This window comes from Chitinophaga sp. W3I9 (genome assembly GCF_050434025.1).
Taxonomy (GTDB): Bacteria; Bacteroidota; Bacteroidia; order Chitinophagales; family Chitinophagaceae; genus Chitinophaga.
On record NZ_JBNPWC010000001.1, the window covers coordinates 2,102,769 to 2,119,946 of the forward strand.

Sequence of the window (17,178 nt, forward strand, 5' to 3'; positions counted from 1 at the left end):
ACTACGGCGATCATGAAACAGCGTATACTCATACTGGTTATTATCATGGCGGGAAGTATCAGCTCCTGCAAAAAATTCCTGGATGTAAAACCAAAAGGAAAACTGATCCCTTCAGAGGTGGCAGACTTTGATCACCTGCTGGATAACAGCAATATTGCCCAGTGGGTGTTCATTGATAACAACACCGGGTGTAACCTCGGCTACCTGACAGATAACCTGTCGCTTTCCGATGGTATCGGGAATATTAGTTACAAAGCCAACAACCATCCTAACATCGACCGTTACTGGGCGTATGTTTTCAGACAGCCTTATAAAAATCCGTCTACATCGGATTATTTCTGGGACTGGGGCACTTACCGCTCTATGGCTTATTTCAACAACGTGATAGATGGCATACGCGCTATTCCCAACCTCAGTGCAGAAAATCAGCAGTATGCAAAAACAGTAGTGGCACAGGCGCTGGTAGATAGAGCCTGGTCGTACTTTATTACCACGCTTGTATATGGTCCGGTGTATAAGCCTGGTTCACCCAACGATACTAAAACCATTCCTTATGTGACCAGTGCTGATATAGGCGCAGCATTACCAGATTTATCCACACAGGAACAGGCCTTTGCACAGGTGAAGAATGATGTGCTCACCGCTTTACCGGATGTGCCGGAAGTAACCAACTGGCCTTCCCGCCCGAATAAAGTGGCAGCGCAGGCATTGCTGGCATACTATCACCTGTTTACCCAGAAGTACGACAGCGTGGTGTATTATGCCAATCTCGCGTGGACGGCGGCCAGCAAAGGGGGCACCGATAAACTGATTTATGACTACAACAGCTTTTCGTGGACGGATCCCACCAACCTTATCAACAGTACCATTAAAGGACCGGATAATTTCCTGAGCGCCGCCAACAGCCGTGAAAACCTGCTGTACCGCAATCTCGATGCCGGCGCCGGCAGGTCTTCCTCCAGCTATCCTTCCGATGAAGTGATTGCGTTGTACGACCAGGCCAATGACCTCCGGTTTAAATATTTCTTTTTAACAGCGCCGGGGTATAAAACCACTTACAATAATGTGGTGTATGATGATGGTAACCGCATCCAGTATTATCGCGGTTCCAAAACCAACATGACCGCCGGGTTCTCATATCCCGAACTGTTGCTGATGCGTGCAGAAGGATATGCCCGCACCAACCAGCTGGCCGCCGCCATCGGCGACCTCAATACCCTGCGCCGCTATCGTTACAAAACCGGAACGCCTACGCTTCCGGTAGGGTCCCAGGATGAAGTGATTCAGCAGGTGCTGGATGAAAGAAGAAGAGAATTGCCGCTAGGTTCATTCAAACGTTTCCTGGACCTGAAAAGACTTTGCCTCGAAACCGGCAAGCCCTGGTGCAAACCTAAAATACAACATAAGATAGGCACGGAAACGCATGAAGGAACCGTGGATTCAAAAGACTTTATTTTAACCATCTCCAACGTGATATTGAAGTTTAACCCGCAATGGAATATACCGCTGGATGGAAGACCATTTTAAATCATAAAATTAAAAACCAAATGAAACACATCTTAGTATCAATGCTGGCGTTATTGCCGGCAGCGCTCCTGGCGCAGGACGGAACATATGTGCTGAAAGGGAAAATAGGGACACTGGATGCTCCCGCCAAACTGTTTCTCACTTACCGGGCCAATGGCACTGTCGTAAGGGATTCAGCCGCCTTGCAGCAGGGCGTATTTGAATTTAAAGGCAAAGTGGGCGACCCTGTGAAAGCTACGCTGGTACTGCGTCATACCCCGCCTACCAATATGATGTCTTATAAGTCTGATATGTTGGCGGTATACCTTGAAAAAGGTACCATTGTTCTCAGTGGTAAAGATTCTGTGTATAATGCTACCATAAAAGGTTCCCGTCTTAACAACGATCAGCAGCGCCTGCAGGCAAAGCTGAAAGCAACGGCTGCGCAAAGAGATCAGCTCACGGAAGATTATATTGCCGCTACAGAAGAAGCCCGTAAATCACCGGAATTCCGGAAAACTTACGATGGAAAAAGTAAGGCTATCCGTGAAGAAGAAAAAAAGATCTACCAGGCGTTTATAAAAGAAAATCCTGCATCCCTGGTAAGCCTGGATGCCCTGCAAAGCAGTGCCGGCTCCATTCCCGAAAACCCTGCGGAGCTGGAAACGGTTTTCAACACTTTATCTGCCGGGGTGAAGGAAAGCAAAAAGGGAAAAGAAGTGGCTGCGCTGATCAATGGCTGGAAGCAAACCGCTATTGGCGCTACTGCGCCCTTGTTTACACAAAATGATACATTGGGCAAGCCGGTAAACCTTACCGATTTCCGCGGCAAATATGTGCTGGTGGATTTCTGGGCCAGCTGGTGTGGCCCCTGCCGTGCAGAAAATCCGCACGTGGTAGCAGCCTATAATAAATACAAAGACCAGTCCTTCACCATCCTGGGGGTATCTTTGGATCAGGCTAACGGGCACGATGCCTGGCTGAAAGCCATTCATACCGATCAACTCACCTGGACGCACGTATCTGATCTGAAGTACTGGGAAAATGAAGTAGCGAAATTATACGGTGTTCGTGCAGTGCCGCAAAATTTCCTGCTGGATCCAGCAGGGAAAATTGTGGCCAAAAACCTGCGTGGGGAAGACCTGGATAAAAAACTGGCGGAGCTACTGCCGCATTAATAACAGCCGGAAATACCCCGGCTGTTATCCATGTTTGTTAAAGGGTTACTACGATCTTTCCTTTCGTAGTGCCCTTTTTCATTTCATCTATGGCCGCCCGCATCTGGTCGAACGGAAACACTTTATCGATGTAAGATTTTATTTTTCCTGACTGCAGCAATACGGCGATGGCGTCAATCGCTTTTTCGTCGGAGGCAACGCCGGTGAAGCGTACATCAAATCCTTTCGACTGGTAGTATTGGGTGGTAGCTGCCGGCAGGCCATGCGGCAGGTAGAACAGGGCGGCGCCCGGCGCGAAGTGTTTTTCATACAGGGAGGCCGGGTATCTTCCGCCGGAATCCAGTACCAGGTTCAGTTGCAGGCTATCAGCCTGTTCAAAATCAAAGTGATGGTAGTCGATGATCTCATCGGCGCCCAATTGAAGTACCCAACCGGCATTGGCGGCGGTAGTTACGGCTATTACATAGGCGCCTGCTGCTTTAGCCATTTGCACGGCATAATGACCAACGCCGCCTGCCGGTGCAGTGATGAGCACCCGGTCGCCTTTTTTTACCGTGTAATGCGTATGCAGGTTTTGCCATGCCGTAACCGCTGCCAGTGTTGCTGCAGCCGCTTCTGTAAAGGATATATTCCCCGGTTTTTTAGCAAGATGGATAGCCGGCGCCGCAACATACTCCGCGAATACGCGGCCATGCCCCGGCATCCTGATCATCCCGAATACTTCGTCGCCTGTTTTGAATTTGGTGACAGCGCTACCCACTGCCGTTACCACGCCGGCAATATCCGATCCCAGGATCAGCGGCGAAATACCATCCAGGGCAGGCGCCCAGCTGGCCCGTAGTCCGTCGGGCGTGGTATAGTCCTCCAGTGTTTTATAGTCGACCGGGTTAATGCCTATCGCTTTGTTTTCAATGAGTACTTCGTCCTCAGCAATAGCCGGTATGGCGGTGTGTGACAGGGTGAGAGGGGCGTTTTTATCCAGTCTTTCTAAAATAATTGCTTTCATGTGATCTTCATTTTTTATGACAGCAAAGCTAACCAGCCGTCCGCCGGTACGCCCGTACCGTAAAAGGAAACAGCAGTAACAGGATGGGATGCCCCTTATGCAGCGGCAGTTTATTACTTACATTTACAGTATGGAAAAGGTACACGACCCGTTTAGCATCAGCATCACCACCCTGGAGCGCTGGGAAAAACGCAACCGCAGGAACAACTTTTTTGAACTGGTGTATATCCTCGAAGGCAGCGGGGAACAGCAGGTAGAGCATACCCGTTCCGGTTACAGCAAAGGAAGTATTTTCCTGTTGCCGTCGTCCGACTGCCATACCTACCGGATAGATCAGCCCACTACTTTCCTGTTTATCCAGTTCAACGCCAGTTTTTTTTCGGGAGAACAGGACTGTGTGATAGATTTCGGGAAATGGTTCTGCCGCCTCAATTTCATCATTGGTAATTATAACCGCAGGGCAGGGGAGCTGATCACCGTGGACAGCGACAAACAGCACCTGGTTCGTTTACTGGAGTTGCTGATGTATGAGCAGCAGCGTTCCGACAATCATTCGCGGCGCATTATGCAGGGATTGATGGTGGCCGTGCTGGAGCTGATAGCCCGCAATGTGGCAATGGAGCTTCCCGGCGGACAGGGCGTGGAAGGCAGGCGTTTTGCGGAAGTACTGTTGCACATTCAATATCATTTGCTCGACGAAGAAAAAATTACGTTGTCTTATTTATGCCAGCGGTTCAATATCTCGGCTACTTATTTCAGCGAATATTTCAAACGTAACGCCGGTGAAACCTACCAGGAGTTTGTGCTCCGTTCCAAATTAAAACTGGCCGAGGCGAAGGCGCTGTACACCGACCTGCCCTTTAAGGAAATTGCCTGGGACCTTGGTTTCACGGACAGCAGCCACCTGAATAAAATGATGAAACGGTTTTACCAGAAGGGGATGAGCGATATCCGGCGGCAGGCCATGCATGGCGCCGCATAATGGTTATTTTACCTTTTCAAAATCATAATGCCCTTTGATGTGTTTGTTGAGATAGATGCCCTTTGAACCGGACGACTTCATTGCCAGGTATACCGCTTCAGGCACGTCCTTGTAATCATATATCATCCCCGACACGAATATAATCCGGAGCGTACGCGTTTCTGCGTCATATATCATACGGGCTACCACAGATGAAGGCATACCGGTGCCGGATCAATTATCATACCGGTGCGACATGCCAACCCGGTCACCAGCTGGAACTATTTTGCTTTTTTCTGATGCAGAATTAACATTTACAAGATAACTTATCGTATAATTTTGATAATTATTGCCAACTAATTAAAATTTTCATAAAAGTTCTTGTAAAATTTACAGAAGTTTGCCTATCTTGAATCAGCATTTTACTGATAATGTTGTTCACTTGTACCAAATTGATGTAGATTTAAACTGTAAGCAAACAATCATCTAAATGGTGTCTGATCGCCAGGAAATATTTAAAAAAACGTTATTAAAACACCTGTACTTTAGCAAGGAATTATCCTGTGCCGATCTCACGCTGCTCACCGGCAGGAGTCTCCCGCATACCACCAAAGCTTTGAATGAACTCGTGAAAAGCGGTTTGGTATTGGAATCGGGGTATGCCATTTCCACTGGAGGAAGGCGCCCGCAGATGTACTCTGTGAAGCCGGACTACATGTACATTTTATCGGTAGCGATGGACCAGTTTGTAACCAGTATCAGTATACTGGATATGCAGAACAGAACAGTGGGAAAAGAACGCATGGTGTCGCTGGACCTGTCGGCACATCCGGACGCCATCGCACAACTGGGGCAGGAACTGAAAGCATTTATCGATCATTCAGGAATCCCGTTGGAAAAGTTTGCAGGCATTGGTATCGGGATGCCGGGTTTTGTAGATGTAACAAAGGGCATCAATTATTCTTTCTTCGACAAGCACTACGGCAGTATCAATGGATACCTCGAAGCGCTTACCGGTTTACAGGTGATCATTGACAACGACTCCAGTTTAATTGCGCTCGCGGAATGGAAACTGGGAGCAGCCCGGAACAGGCAAAATGCACTGGTTATTAATATAGGCTGGGGTATAGGTTTGGGAATGGTGCTGAATGGTGATCTTTTCAGGGGAGAAAACGGGTTTGCAGGGGAGTTCTCACACATCCCGCTTTTTACCAATAATAAGATCTGCAGCTGTGGGAAAATGGGATGCCTGGAAACGGAAACCTCATTGTCGGTGATTGCAGAAAAAGCGGTAGCTGGTATCAGGGAAGGAAGAACTACCGTTATGAAAGACTTGTCGATGGACAACCGCGACGACACGTTTAGAAAAATTATGGATGCAGCGGTAAAGGGCGATAATTACGCGGTGGAATTATTATCACAGGCGGGTTATCATATCGGACGCGGCATTGCCATCCTTATTCACTTGTTGAATCCTAACCTGATCATTTTAAGCGGGAGAGGAACATTAGCCGGAAAGTTATGGCTGGCGCCTGTACAGCATGCGTTAAATGAACATTGTATACCAAAAATCGCTGAAAATATTGAAATAATAATCTCGCCTCTGGGGTATGCGGCGGAAAGACTTGGCGCTGCAGCACTTGTTATGGAACACCTCGATAAAGGCCAACTGTAGTAAAACAAAGCAATAACGTTCACTTGTATCAATCAAAAATGAGGCAGTAACTACCTGCAGCATGCGGGCTTCCCATGCCATCAGAGAAACTATGCCTTGATTATTCATCTTCATCTAAATTCACACTAATGAAAAGGTGGCTAGGCTTCCTGCTGCTAACGTGTTTAGTGGCAACGTGCTATCAAAGCGTTTCCGCACAGGAAAAAAAATGGGTATCCGGTACCCTGAAAGACGCTTCCGGCGCTCCCGTAATCTATGCAACAGTCATTGAAAAAGGTACTACCAATGGCGCAACAACCAATGAAAAAGGAGCGTTTAAGTTCCAGGTAGGCCCCGGAGCAACGCTGGTTGTTTCCAGCGTAGGGTTTACTACCAAAGAAGTGCCGGTAGGTACTTCCATTAATTTTGACCTGGTAATGGAAGAAACTTCCAAAGGGTTAAACGAAGTGGTAGTAACTGCTCTAGGCATTACCCGCCAGAAAAAATCCGTGGGATATGCCATGCAGGAAGTAAAAAGTGCTACGCTGATAGATGCGCATGAACCCAATCTTACCAACGCGCTTACCGGCGTGGTGGCGGGCTTACAGGTGATCCGCTCCAGCACCGGTCCTGCAGGTTCTTCTAAAATTAATCTGCGCGGAAATAACTCCCTCACCGGGAACAATCAACCGTTGATCGTAGTGGACGGTATTCCGGTAGATAATTTCGTGGGCGTAACAGATGGCAACAACGATTTCTGGAATCCATCACTGGATATGGGTAATGGTCTCGCTGATCTGAACGCGAACGACATCGCCAGCATCTCTGTGCTGAAAGGACCTTCCGCTGCCGCCTTGTATGGTAGCCGCGCAGGTAATGGTGTTATTCTTGTTACCACCAAAACCGGTAAGAAGTCAAATGGTATGGGCATTGCCGTATCTTCTACAGTAGGTTTTGAAAGCATATTCACAAATCCTGACATGCAGAAAAGTTTCGGACAGGGTTCTGTGAATGATTATGATCCAATAGGTACTACCAGCTGGGGACCAAAAATTGCAGGTCAGGATGTTACTAACTGGAACGGCAAAACGGAAAAACTCCGTTACTTCAACAACATCAACAATTTTTACAAGACCGGGGTAAACCACAACGAAAACATTTCATTTCAGCAACAGCTGGATAAAACGTCTGTGTACACCTCCCTCAATTACATGAACGATAACAGTATGATTCCAGGTACCAAACTCTCCAGGGTAAATCTCATGGCCAGAGCCACTACTAAGTATGGAACAGCTGAACGTTTGTCTACCGATTTTAAAGTTCAATACTCTAATACCAACGCCAGGAACAGGCCTACAACCGGTGTAAACAGCAGGAACTATTCTTCCCTGTTATATACCCTGCCTGGTACAATGGATATCACCCAGTTTAAAGATCCTTTGAATGAGCTGGGCACTATGCGCTGGTATGGTACCGGCAACCAGGTGAATCCATACTGGGCAAGCCGTTACAGTCAGAACGAAGATATCCGTAACCGCTTTATCATGAACGGAAGCATTAAATACCAGTTCACCGACTGGTTAAATGCAGAAGTAAAAGCAGGTGCTGATATTTATACCACCAATACAGAAGCTAAAACCTATGCAGGTAGCCCGCTTTCTACCAATGGTAGTTACAGCGTGGGCAAATTTACCTTCTCTGAACTGAACTACAGTACCCTGATCACGGCAAAGAAAGATAACCTGTTCAGCAGGTTTGGTGCGTCTGCAAGCGTAGGCGGTAACCTGATGCAGCAACACTCCTCCAGGCTAAGCAACAACGCCGCTTCGCTGTTGGTACCGGATCTGTTCAGCATCAAAAACTCACAGGGTAATCCGGGTATCACGGACGAAGTAACGGAACAACGTATTAATTCCCTGTATGGTACTGTGGGTGTAAACTGGGATGGTTACCTGTTCCTGGATGGAACTATGCGTAACGACTGGTCCTCTACCCTCAGTCCTGCTAACCGCTCTTTCTTTTATCCTTCTGTGAGTTTCTCTTATGTATTTACAGAACAGTTTAAGAGCTTGCCTAAATGGATCAGCTACGGTAAACTCCGTGCTTCCTATGCAGAAGTTGGTAACAGTCTTTCGCCCTATCAGTTGCTGAATACATATACGATCGACAGGGATCCTAATGGTAACCCGACTGCCTCCAGGAAAACTACTCTCTTTGATCCAAATGTTCGCAGTGAGTTGATTAAATCCTATGAAGTAGGTACTGAGCTGCGCTTTGCGGATAACAGGTTTGGTGTGGATTTCAGCTACTATAAATCAAATGCTACCCGCCAGCTGATCGATCTGCCAATGGATCCTGCCAGCGGTTACGAAAAAAGAAAGATCAATGCCGGTAATATCCAGAACAGCGGATTTGAAATTATGGCAGATGCAAAGATCCTTGATAAAGGCTTCATCTGGAACATCTCCGGTAACCTGTCTATGAACAGGAATAAAGTTATCGAAATATCTGCTGCTGATAAAGTGAACAGATACCAGCTGGGTGGCTTCGATGATGTATCCATCGTAGCGGTTGCCGGTCAATTGTACGGTGAAATTTACGGTAGCAAATTCCTGCGTGTAACAGACGAAAAGAGTGAACACTATGGCCAGCTGCTGCTCACTGCAGAAGGCAGACCACAACGTGGTGAACAGAATGTTCGTTTAGGTAACCAGCAATCCAAAGCATTACTCGGTATTACCAACAGCTTCGGTTACAAAAACTTCACCTTTGCTTTCCTGATTGATGCCCGTTTTGGCGGAGACATGTTCTCTGTAACCCAGGCAATGATGCAGAGAGCCGGAACAGCGGATATCACTGCACCCGGTGGAAAAAGAGATGACATGACACTTGCAGGGGTAGTATCAAATGGCGCCGGCGGTTATACTGCCAATACCAAATCAATCACTACACAGCAATATTGGGAATCAGTGAATACCAACGTAGGTAATCTCGGCGTGTCTGAACTGAACATCTACGACGCTTCCAATATCCGTCTCAGAAATGTTCAGCTGAGCTATAACCTATCAAAAAAATTACTGGGCAGAACACCTATCCAGTCTGCTAAAGTAGGTGTATCCTGTAACAACGTATGGATGATTTCCAGCCATATGCGCGGCCTGGATCCGGAATCCGTATTTGCGGTAGGTACAAATGCCACTGGTTTTGAAAACGGTGCTCCTCCAACCACCCGTACTTTCCTGGTGAACCTGAGCCTTAGTTTTTAACTTTTAATTGTAACTGAAATGAAGAAGATACTCATAAAATCAGGCTGGGCATTGGCTGCTTTCGCGATGGTGATGTCTGCCTGTAATAAATTTGAAGAGATCAATCAAAATCCGAAAGACGCCAGCCTTAACCAGGTACAGGTGGAATACTTTATCAATAATTCCATTATCGGCGCACAGATGGATCCCAATATTGCGGAACGTTCTTTTGTATTATACTGGAAAACTGCTAGCCGGCAGCACCTCAGCGGAGGCTTGTCTTCCGGCGCAGTAGATGACGGATGGTCTTCCGAATACTATCGCTATAGCTCCGGCTGGTTAAACAGCATTAATACAGCCATCCAGATTGCTGATGAAAAAACACAAGCCGGCGATACCAAACCATATACGGATAACCTGAAACAGGTGGCCCGTATCTGGCGCGCTTATTTGCTGAGTGAATTGTCCGATAACTTCGGTCCTATTCCCATCAACGCATTCCAGGGTACCAACCCCGAATTCGTAAGCGTGAAAGATGTATACTACTTTGCGCTGGATGAACTGAAGGATGCCAGCTCCAAGCTGAACACCACTATTGTCGCATCTGATGAACTGAAGAAAACCGATCCCGCTTTTGGATATGATTTCATGAAGTGGAAACGTTATGCCAACTCCATGCGCTTACGCCTGGCCATGCGTTTGTCTGAAGTAGATCCCGGTAAGGCTAAAGCAGAATTTGAGGCAGCAGCAGCGGGCGACTTGATGACTAACATGACCGATATTTTCCAGGTACAGGAAAAGCCAGGATGGGATGCACTTAGCGGCGTAATGAGCCGCGAATGGAATTCCCAGATCCTGTCTACCACCCTGGAAAACATTTATACCGGTTTAGGAAGTGTAAAAACTGCTGACCAGGTAGATGCTTCCCTGCAATCATACATAAGACCAGCCAACTGGGCCGGTTTGCAGCTGACAGACCATTTCTCTACCATGACGAATGATCCGTTTGCAGGTTTCTGGTTCGATGGATTACCGCAAACGGTTGACCCCCGTGCTTATAAAGCATTTATCCCGGCCGGGGATTTTACAAATCCCAACTTTAGTAAATATCCTTCTTACGACAGGCCTACCTGGGAAACAACCGCCCGGAACCTGCTGGATGGCACTGGCGCCGTGGTGAAAACACTGGACGGTAAATTTGCCTGGAACGGTTCCAATGCAGGCGCATGGGGCGTAAAGGGAACCAGGAACCAGTGGAGGGCTTTCCCTGGTGCAGCTCCCCGTCTGGGTCAGCAGTTCAGGAACAGCGCTAACAAACGCATCTTCTTTGCTCCATGGGAAACACATTTCCTGCTGGCAGAAGCTGCGGTAAGAGGATGGACGGTGCCACTGGGTGGTAAAGCCGCCTACGAAAAAGGCATCGCCCAGAGTTTCGAATACTGGCAGGTGGACGGGTTCCTGGGTACTTACCTGGCCTCTACCAGCTATAACATGACTGGTACTTCTGTTAGCTGGGATCATACCATAGAGCCCCCTGCTACCCATACCATGGATTTCAAAAATGGTTATACCAATACGGCGGGCACCGTGGCAATCAAGTATCCGGTGAATAACCTGTATAAGAATGGTACCGTTAAAAACGATCTCTTAACAAAGATCATCACCCAGAAATATATAGCACAGGTTCCCTGGCTACCGCTGGAAGGATGGAATGATAAACGCAGACTTGGTTTGCCTTTCTTCGAAAATCCCAACGTGGAAGAGCCACTGGGTACATTGCCTACACTCAATGCTTCCAATTATATGACCAGCAATGTGAAGTTCTTCCCGCAGCGCCTGAAGTATCCTTCTTCCCTGAAGAATACCAATGCTGCCGGATACGACCAGGCTGTCAGCTTTCTTGGAGCTGGCGGAGATGAAGTATTAACACCATTATGGTGGGCAATTAAGCAATAATTTGCTGTTCACTTATATTTATTAAAAAAAGCTGACCGCGTAAAACCCGGTCAGCTCTTGTTTTAGAGCAAGCCGGACCACTATCAGAAAAAAACTCTTAGGTGATACGGATATATTAGACTATCTTGTGAGCAAATACAATATAATGCAACAAGGTACAGTTAAATTTTTCAATGAATCCAAAGGATTTGGTTTCATCACTCCATCTAATGGTGGACAGGATATTTTCGTTCATATTTCCGGTACTACTGGCGAACTTCGTGAGAATGACACCGTAACGTATGAAGTTGAAAATGGTAAAAAAGGTCTGAATGCAGTTAACGTAAAAGTTATCTAAGTTTACATATCTTATTTTCTGGGGGGCTGATCAGCAAGATCAGCCCTTTTTTTATGCCCTTAACTATCCCTCGCTTTTCTTGTCACGGAATGCTTTGGGCGTTTGCTGTGTACGCGCCTTAAACACTGTGGAAAAGTAGGCTGGAGAGGAAAATCCGCACTCATAGGCTATTTCCGCTACCGATAACTTTGAATTCGCCAGCAGGTACCTGCCTTTTTTAACCCGCGCATCCAGGATATAGTCGTTCACATTACAATTTAATAACAACTTTACTTTACGGTACAGCTGCATTTTTGAAATAGCCAGCTGCTGACAGATATCTTCCACCCCAAACTGGTCGTTTCCCAGGTTTGCCTCCACGATGGCCGTAAAGTCATTCACAAACTTACGGTCTGGTTTGCTGGATTGGGTACTGTGTACCCGGGTGTCAGGTTCGGCGATATAGTGATCTTTCAGCAAAGCCCGGTTATTGAGCATGCTGCTGATGCTTTCCGCCAGGTATTTCAGGTGGAAGGGTTTACTGATATAGGCGTCTGCATTGTGCTGCATGCCTTTTATACGTTGTTCCTCGCTGCTGTTGGCGCTGAGCAGGATTACCGGGATGTGCGAGGTACGGATATCTTTTTTTAAAGTCTCCAGCACCTGGATCCCATCCATGCCCGGCATCATAATATCGCAAAGGATCAGGTCCGGTACATGCTCAAAGGCCAGCTTTAACCCATCTGCGCCGTTGCCGGCGTGGAACACTTCATATTGACCGCTGAGAAAATCGGCCAGGAAATGATTCAGGTCCGGGTGGTCTTCAATCAGCAGCACCGAATGAGGATGTGCCTGCAGGGTGAGCGGTATTTCTTCTGCCGGCGTGTCGTCCAGGTCGTCCGTATAGCTATGCAGCGAGTGATTGATCACATTCATATGTTCATCTTCCTGCTGAATTTCCTCTGGTGCAAAAGGGGCGGAAGTACCCGGCAGGGTAATACTGAAGGTGGTGCCGGCGCCTTTACTGCTTTTTACGGTGATGCTGCCATGATGCAGGGAAATGATTTCGCGGGTGAGTGCCAGCCCGATACCGGTTCCTTTATGTTCATTGTTGCGGCTCTGGTAAAACAGTTCAAAGGCATGTGCCAGGGTGTTTTCATCCATGCCGCTGCCATCATCTTCAATACGTATTACCGCTTCCTGCCCGGCTGCAGGCTGTTCCAGGTAAATATGCACTTTGCCGTAGTCGCTGGTAAATTTGAAAGCGTTGGACAACAGGTTATATAATACCCGGTCAAACAGGTGTTGATCGAACCAGGCTTTGATGCCGGGCTGCCGGCTGATAAGCCGGAAATCGATATGTTTTTTAACCGCGATACCTTTATATGCTTCCATAATATCCAGCATAAAGGCTGGCAGCTCATTTTCTGATACTTTCAGTTGCAGTTTGCCGCTTTCAATCCGGCGGAATTCCAGTAGTTGGTTTACCAGCCGCATCAGGTGGGTCACATTCCTGCGCATCAGTTCCAGCTGCTGTTTCTGCGGGGAAGAGAGCTGCCTGCTGCCCATCAGGTTTTCCAGTGGCGCCTGTATGAGGGTTAAAGGGGTACGGAATTCATGCGAGAGGTTTGTGAAGAAGGTGAACTTGGCCTCTGTGGCCTCCTGCGCGCGGGCGGTCATTTCCACCAGCTGGTCCCGTTGCTGGAGAATTTCATCGCGCTGTTGTTTCAGTTGCTGATTGATCCGGCGGTTGGTGCGTAAAATGAAGATCAGCACAATACCGAGCAGGAAAGCGATGCCCAGCGTGGTGACTACTATCCGCAGCAGGTGCTGCTGGTCCTGGTACAGCGAAAGCTGCTCCTGCAGCAATGATTGCTGCTTTTCTATTTCCTGGTGCTGGGCCTGTATCTTATCTATCTGCAGGCGCATCAGCTTTACATTGCTGCTGTCGATCAGTACGGTTTGAAGCAGCGTATTGCGGGGTACCTTTTTCCCGGCGAGTATATCCGCAGCCATGCTGATGGCTTCTTTGCCGCCACTGGGGTACAGCAGCGACGCGCTGAGGATGTCGCGCGATACCAGGTCTATCCCGGCATCGGGGTAAGGTGAAGCATCTACACCAATAAACCGGGTTTGTTTGAGGCCCTTTTCCCGGCAATAACGGTACATGCTATACGCCATCACATCATTTTGTGCGAAGATTACATCCGCCTGCTGCACGGCGGAATCGTTGCGTGCGGCGGCTTCCCGCGTTTTATCTGCCACCCAGCTGCCTTCCAGGGTGGCTATCACTTTCAGGCCGGGGTAGTGTGCGAGGGCATCACGGAACCCCTGGTGCCTTTCCACGGTGGGAGAAGATCCACGAAGCCCGGTCACCTCTATAATACGCCCGTGGCCATTCAGCCGGGCGGCAATATATTCTGCTGCCAGCTTACCGATATTGTAGTTATCGCCCCCGATGTAAGCGGTGAAAGAGTCCGTGGCGGCCTTACGATCCAGGATGATCACCGGGATGCCCTTTCCATAGGCAGCGGCTATTACCGGCGCCAGGGGCGCGGCCTCATTAGGGGATACCACCAGGATGTCTATTTTCCCCGCCAGCAGTTCCTCGATCTGCTGTACCTGCCGCTTGCTGTCACTTTCCGCATCTCTGTACAATAACTGCATCTCCGGATGATAGAAAAGCTCCCGCTTCATTTCCGTGAGCATGTTCCGGCGCCAGTCGTCGTTGCCGGTACACTGGGAAAAACCGATCCGGTATTTCGGTCCGGTTTCCGGGCGGCATCCTGCGACATACATCAACAGGAAAAGACTTATTAAACAGAGATATCGTTTTAATACTGCTGGCAAGTGGAATAATTTTGGTTTTATTTCGAAAAACAATGATACAAAATTGAAAGACGTTAGCCTGAAATATATCTATCTTAATGTATAAAAATATATATGTCAATATATTAACTGATTTTATGCCCGTTGTTATAATTTCGAAAGAAAGCGGTGCTATACAATAACGGCAGCCTTTAGCAAAGAAGTAGGTTTGACTTATCGATCAAAACTTATTTCTACGTTATGAACAACAAGATTGTTTTCTTCTGGGCTTTTGTGGTAGCACTTGGCGGTTTTCTTTTTGGTTTTGATACCGCTGTCATCTCCGGTGCGGAGCAACATATTCAGCAATACTGGCATTTAACGGAAGTACAACATGGATTTACGGTATCCATTGCATTAATAGGAACGGTGTTTGGCGCATTGGGAGGCAGCACGCCTTCGGATAAACTAGGACGCCGTGCCACCCTGCTGCTGGTAGCGTTGGTATACCTGGTGTCGGCAGTGGGTACAGCAATGGCTACCAACTGGTACTTTTTCCTGGTATGCCGTTTTATCGGCGGTCTCGGTGTAGGCGCTTCTTCTGTAACGGCCCCGGTATATATTTCAGAGGTATCACCTGCTTCCTACCGCGGACGAATGGTCGCTTTATTCCAGTTTAACGTGGTTTTCGGTATCCTCGTGTCTTATTTATCAAACTATTTCATTGGCGGATATGGAGGTGAAAACTCCTGGCGCCTGATGCTGGGCATCCAGGCATTCCCCGCGGCTATGTTCCTGCTACTGCTCCGCTGGGTACCGGAAAGTCCCCGCTGGCTGCTGTTGCACGGTAAAAAAGAAGCTGCCGCCATCAAAACCCTGCAAATCATCAACCCCGCCGGTTACGAGGACGATATCACCACCATCCGGCAGTCGAGGCACCAGAGCATTGGCGCGCCAAAGGAACGGCTGTTCTCCGGCAAGTACCGCACGCCGGTAATGCTGGCAGTATTGTTTGCCATCTTCAACCAGGTGTCGGGTATTAATGCTATCATTTATTATGCTCCCCGCATTTTTGAAATGTCCGGTTTAGGCACGGCGTCTTCTTTGCTTTCTACGGTCGGACTGGGCATCGTGAACTTCATTTTTACGTTAACGGCTATACGGTTTATCGACCGCATAGGCCGCCGGCAACTGATGCTGATAGGTACCGTTGGGCTTATTGCCACCCTGGGCCTCACCGCTATTTCCTTTTATATGCATACCGGCGGTATTGCCGTGATTTCCTACCTGCTGGTGTATATGGCATTCTTTGCCTTCTCGCAGGGCGCCGTGATCTGGGTATTTATCTCTGAAATATTTCCAAACGCGGTACGCGCCAAAGGTCAAACGCTGGGCAGCTTTACCCACTGGATCATGGCCGCCGTCATTGCTTTTACTTTCCCCTGGCTCGCCAGCCATATTGGCGGTGGTCACATTTTCGCCTTCTTCTGTGTGATGATGGTATTGCAACTACTCTTTGTATGGCGCTGGATGCCGGAAACAAAAGGACAAACCCTGGAAGAAATTGAAATGACAATGGTCGTGCATTAAACAAACATTTTATGACAACAAAGTATAACATCGCCTGCCTCGGGGAAATATTGTGGGACATATTACCAGACCAGGAACTGCCCGGCGGCGCTCCCATGAACGTAGCGTATCATTTACAGAAACTGTCGCAGTCCGTTGCCATGGTATCGGCTACAGGTACAGATGATCATGGCAAAAGACTGCTGCAACTGATGAATAACATGCAGCTCTCTGCCGCTTACGTACAAACGAATACTATTTACGCCACGGGTAAAGTAAATGCCTGGATGGATGCGCATAACGATATGCAATATGATATCCTGTACCCGGTGGCCTGGGATCATATTGGCTGGAATGCTTCCCTGGAGGCTTTATTAACGGGTGATGACCTGCAGTATATTGTTTTTGGCAGTTTGATGGCCCGGCATGAGGTATCCAGGAATACGCTCCGTAAAGCATTGGAATCAACCGCCACAAAAGTATTGGACATTAACCTGCGCACTCCGTGGTACTCCCGTGAAACGCTGGAATGGCTCATGGACAGCTGTCAGCTGCTAAAGCTGAATATTGCTGAACTGGAGCTGATCAGCGCCTGGTATGGTGCATGGTCTACGCACGAAGAACAGGTAAAGGCATTGTCTTCCCGGTTTAACATCCCGGTAATAGTTGTCACCCTGGGCAGCAAAGGTTGCATGGGATATATAGATGAAGCTTTTTACTACCAGGAAGGACAAACCGTGAAAGTAGCAGATACTATTGGCAGTGGCGACGCTTTCCTTGCCGGCTTTCTCGCATGCCGGCTGCAACAACGTTCCCCTGCCTGGAGCCTGGCCTATGCCAATGCATTGGGCGCACTGGTGGCATCCCGCCCCGGTGGCTGTCCGCCATACGATCCATCCGAGATATACAGCCTGATGAAAATACCACAGCACACTTAGCCAGTTATTACATTTCCACACCACCATTTCACAAATTCCAT

At 48.1% G+C, this 17,178-nt stretch carries 12 protein-coding genes; 9 read left to right on the forward strand and 3 right to left on the reverse strand.

Going from position 1 to position 17,178, the window contains the following annotated elements; all coding sequences use genetic code 11:
- Nucleotides 1–12 precede the first annotated feature (12 nt).
- Together QFZ51_RS08975 and QFZ51_RS08980 are read left to right on the forward strand one after the other, a co-directional pair.
- Entirely contained in the window at nt 13–1,527 is a 1,515-nt protein-coding gene (locus QFZ51_RS08975; RefSeq protein WP_429045202.1) for a RagB/SusD family nutrient uptake outer membrane protein, read from the forward strand.
- Nucleotides 1,528–1,547: 20 nt separating this feature from the next.
- On the forward strand, nt 1,548–2,684 hold the full coding sequence (locus QFZ51_RS08980) for a redoxin domain-containing protein (protein WP_429045204.1): 1,137 nt from the start codon (nt 1,548–1,550) through the stop codon (nt 2,682–2,684).
- 37 nt (nt 2,685–2,721) lie between these two features.
- Here the strand turns inward: QFZ51_RS08980 and QFZ51_RS08985 are convergent, their stop codons facing one another.
- Nucleotides 2,722–3,690: an NADP-dependent oxidoreductase gene (locus QFZ51_RS08985; protein WP_429045206.1), complete on the reverse strand. Its 969-nt coding sequence runs from the start codon at nt 3,688–3,690 to the stop codon at nt 2,722–2,724.
- Between the two features lie 130 nt (nt 3,691–3,820).
- Here QFZ51_RS08985 and QFZ51_RS08990 point away from each other — a divergent pair, with 130 nt between their 5' ends.
- Complete coding sequence (locus QFZ51_RS08990) at nt 3,821–4,672, forward strand: AraC family transcriptional regulator (RefSeq protein ID WP_429045208.1); 852 nt, start codon at nt 3,821–3,823, stop codon at nt 4,670–4,672.
- Between the two features lie 3 nt (nt 4,673–4,675).
- On the opposite strand, the gene QFZ51_RS08995 is transcribed toward QFZ51_RS08990, so the two are convergent.
- Nucleotides 4,676–4,873: a KTSC domain-containing protein gene (locus tag QFZ51_RS08995; RefSeq protein WP_429045209.1), complete on the reverse strand. Its 198-nt coding sequence runs from the start codon at nt 4,871–4,873 to the stop codon at nt 4,676–4,678.
- Between the two features lie 268 nt (nt 4,874–5,141).
- Between QFZ51_RS08995 and QFZ51_RS09000 the strand changes: the two genes are divergently transcribed.
- From QFZ51_RS09000 to QFZ51_RS09015, 4 genes are all read left to right on the forward strand, one after another.
- Nucleotides 5,142–6,326 (forward strand): ROK family protein, encoded by a 1,185-nt coding sequence (locus tag QFZ51_RS09000; RefSeq protein ID WP_429045211.1) that lies wholly within the window; start codon nt 5,142–5,144, stop codon nt 6,324–6,326.
- Nucleotides 6,327–6,454: 128 nt separating this feature from the next.
- Nucleotides 6,455–9,571 (forward strand): SusC/RagA family TonB-linked outer membrane protein, encoded by a 3,117-nt coding sequence (locus QFZ51_RS09005; protein ID WP_429045212.1) that lies wholly within the window; start codon nt 6,455–6,457, stop codon nt 9,569–9,571.
- An 18-nt stretch (nt 9,572–9,589) separates the two neighbouring features.
- A complete protein-coding gene (locus QFZ51_RS09010) occupies nt 9,590–11,506 on the forward strand; it encodes a SusD/RagB family nutrient-binding outer membrane lipoprotein (RefSeq protein WP_370909588.1) in 1,917 nt (638 codons plus the stop codon).
- A gap of 145 nt (nt 11,507–11,651) precedes the next feature.
- Nucleotides 11,652–11,843, forward strand: a complete 192-nt coding sequence (locus QFZ51_RS09015; protein WP_079469125.1) for a cold-shock protein — start codon at nt 11,652–11,654, stop codon at nt 11,841–11,843.
- A gap of 63 nt (nt 11,844–11,906) precedes the next feature.
- Here the strand turns inward: QFZ51_RS09015 and QFZ51_RS09020 are convergent, their stop codons facing one another.
- The gene (locus QFZ51_RS09020) at nt 11,907–14,672 is read right to left on the reverse strand and encodes a hybrid sensor histidine kinase/response regulator transcription factor (protein WP_429045215.1); all 2,766 of its coding nucleotides are present in this window, start codon (nt 14,670–14,672) and stop codon (nt 11,907–11,909) included.
- 219 nt (nt 14,673–14,891) lie between these two features.
- Here QFZ51_RS09020 and QFZ51_RS09025 point away from each other — a divergent pair, with 219 nt between their 5' ends.
- Both QFZ51_RS09025 and QFZ51_RS09030 read left to right on the forward strand, forming a co-directional pair.
- Complete coding sequence (locus QFZ51_RS09025; protein ID WP_429045216.1) at nt 14,892–16,220, forward strand: sugar porter family MFS transporter; 1,329 nt, start codon at nt 14,892–14,894, stop codon at nt 16,218–16,220.
- Nucleotides 16,221–16,231: 11 nt separating this feature from the next.
- Nucleotides 16,232–17,137, forward strand: a complete 906-nt coding sequence (locus tag QFZ51_RS09030; protein WP_429045218.1) for a carbohydrate kinase family protein — start codon at nt 16,232–16,234, stop codon at nt 17,135–17,137.
- The last annotated feature ends 41 nt before the right edge of the window (nt 17,138–17,178 follow it).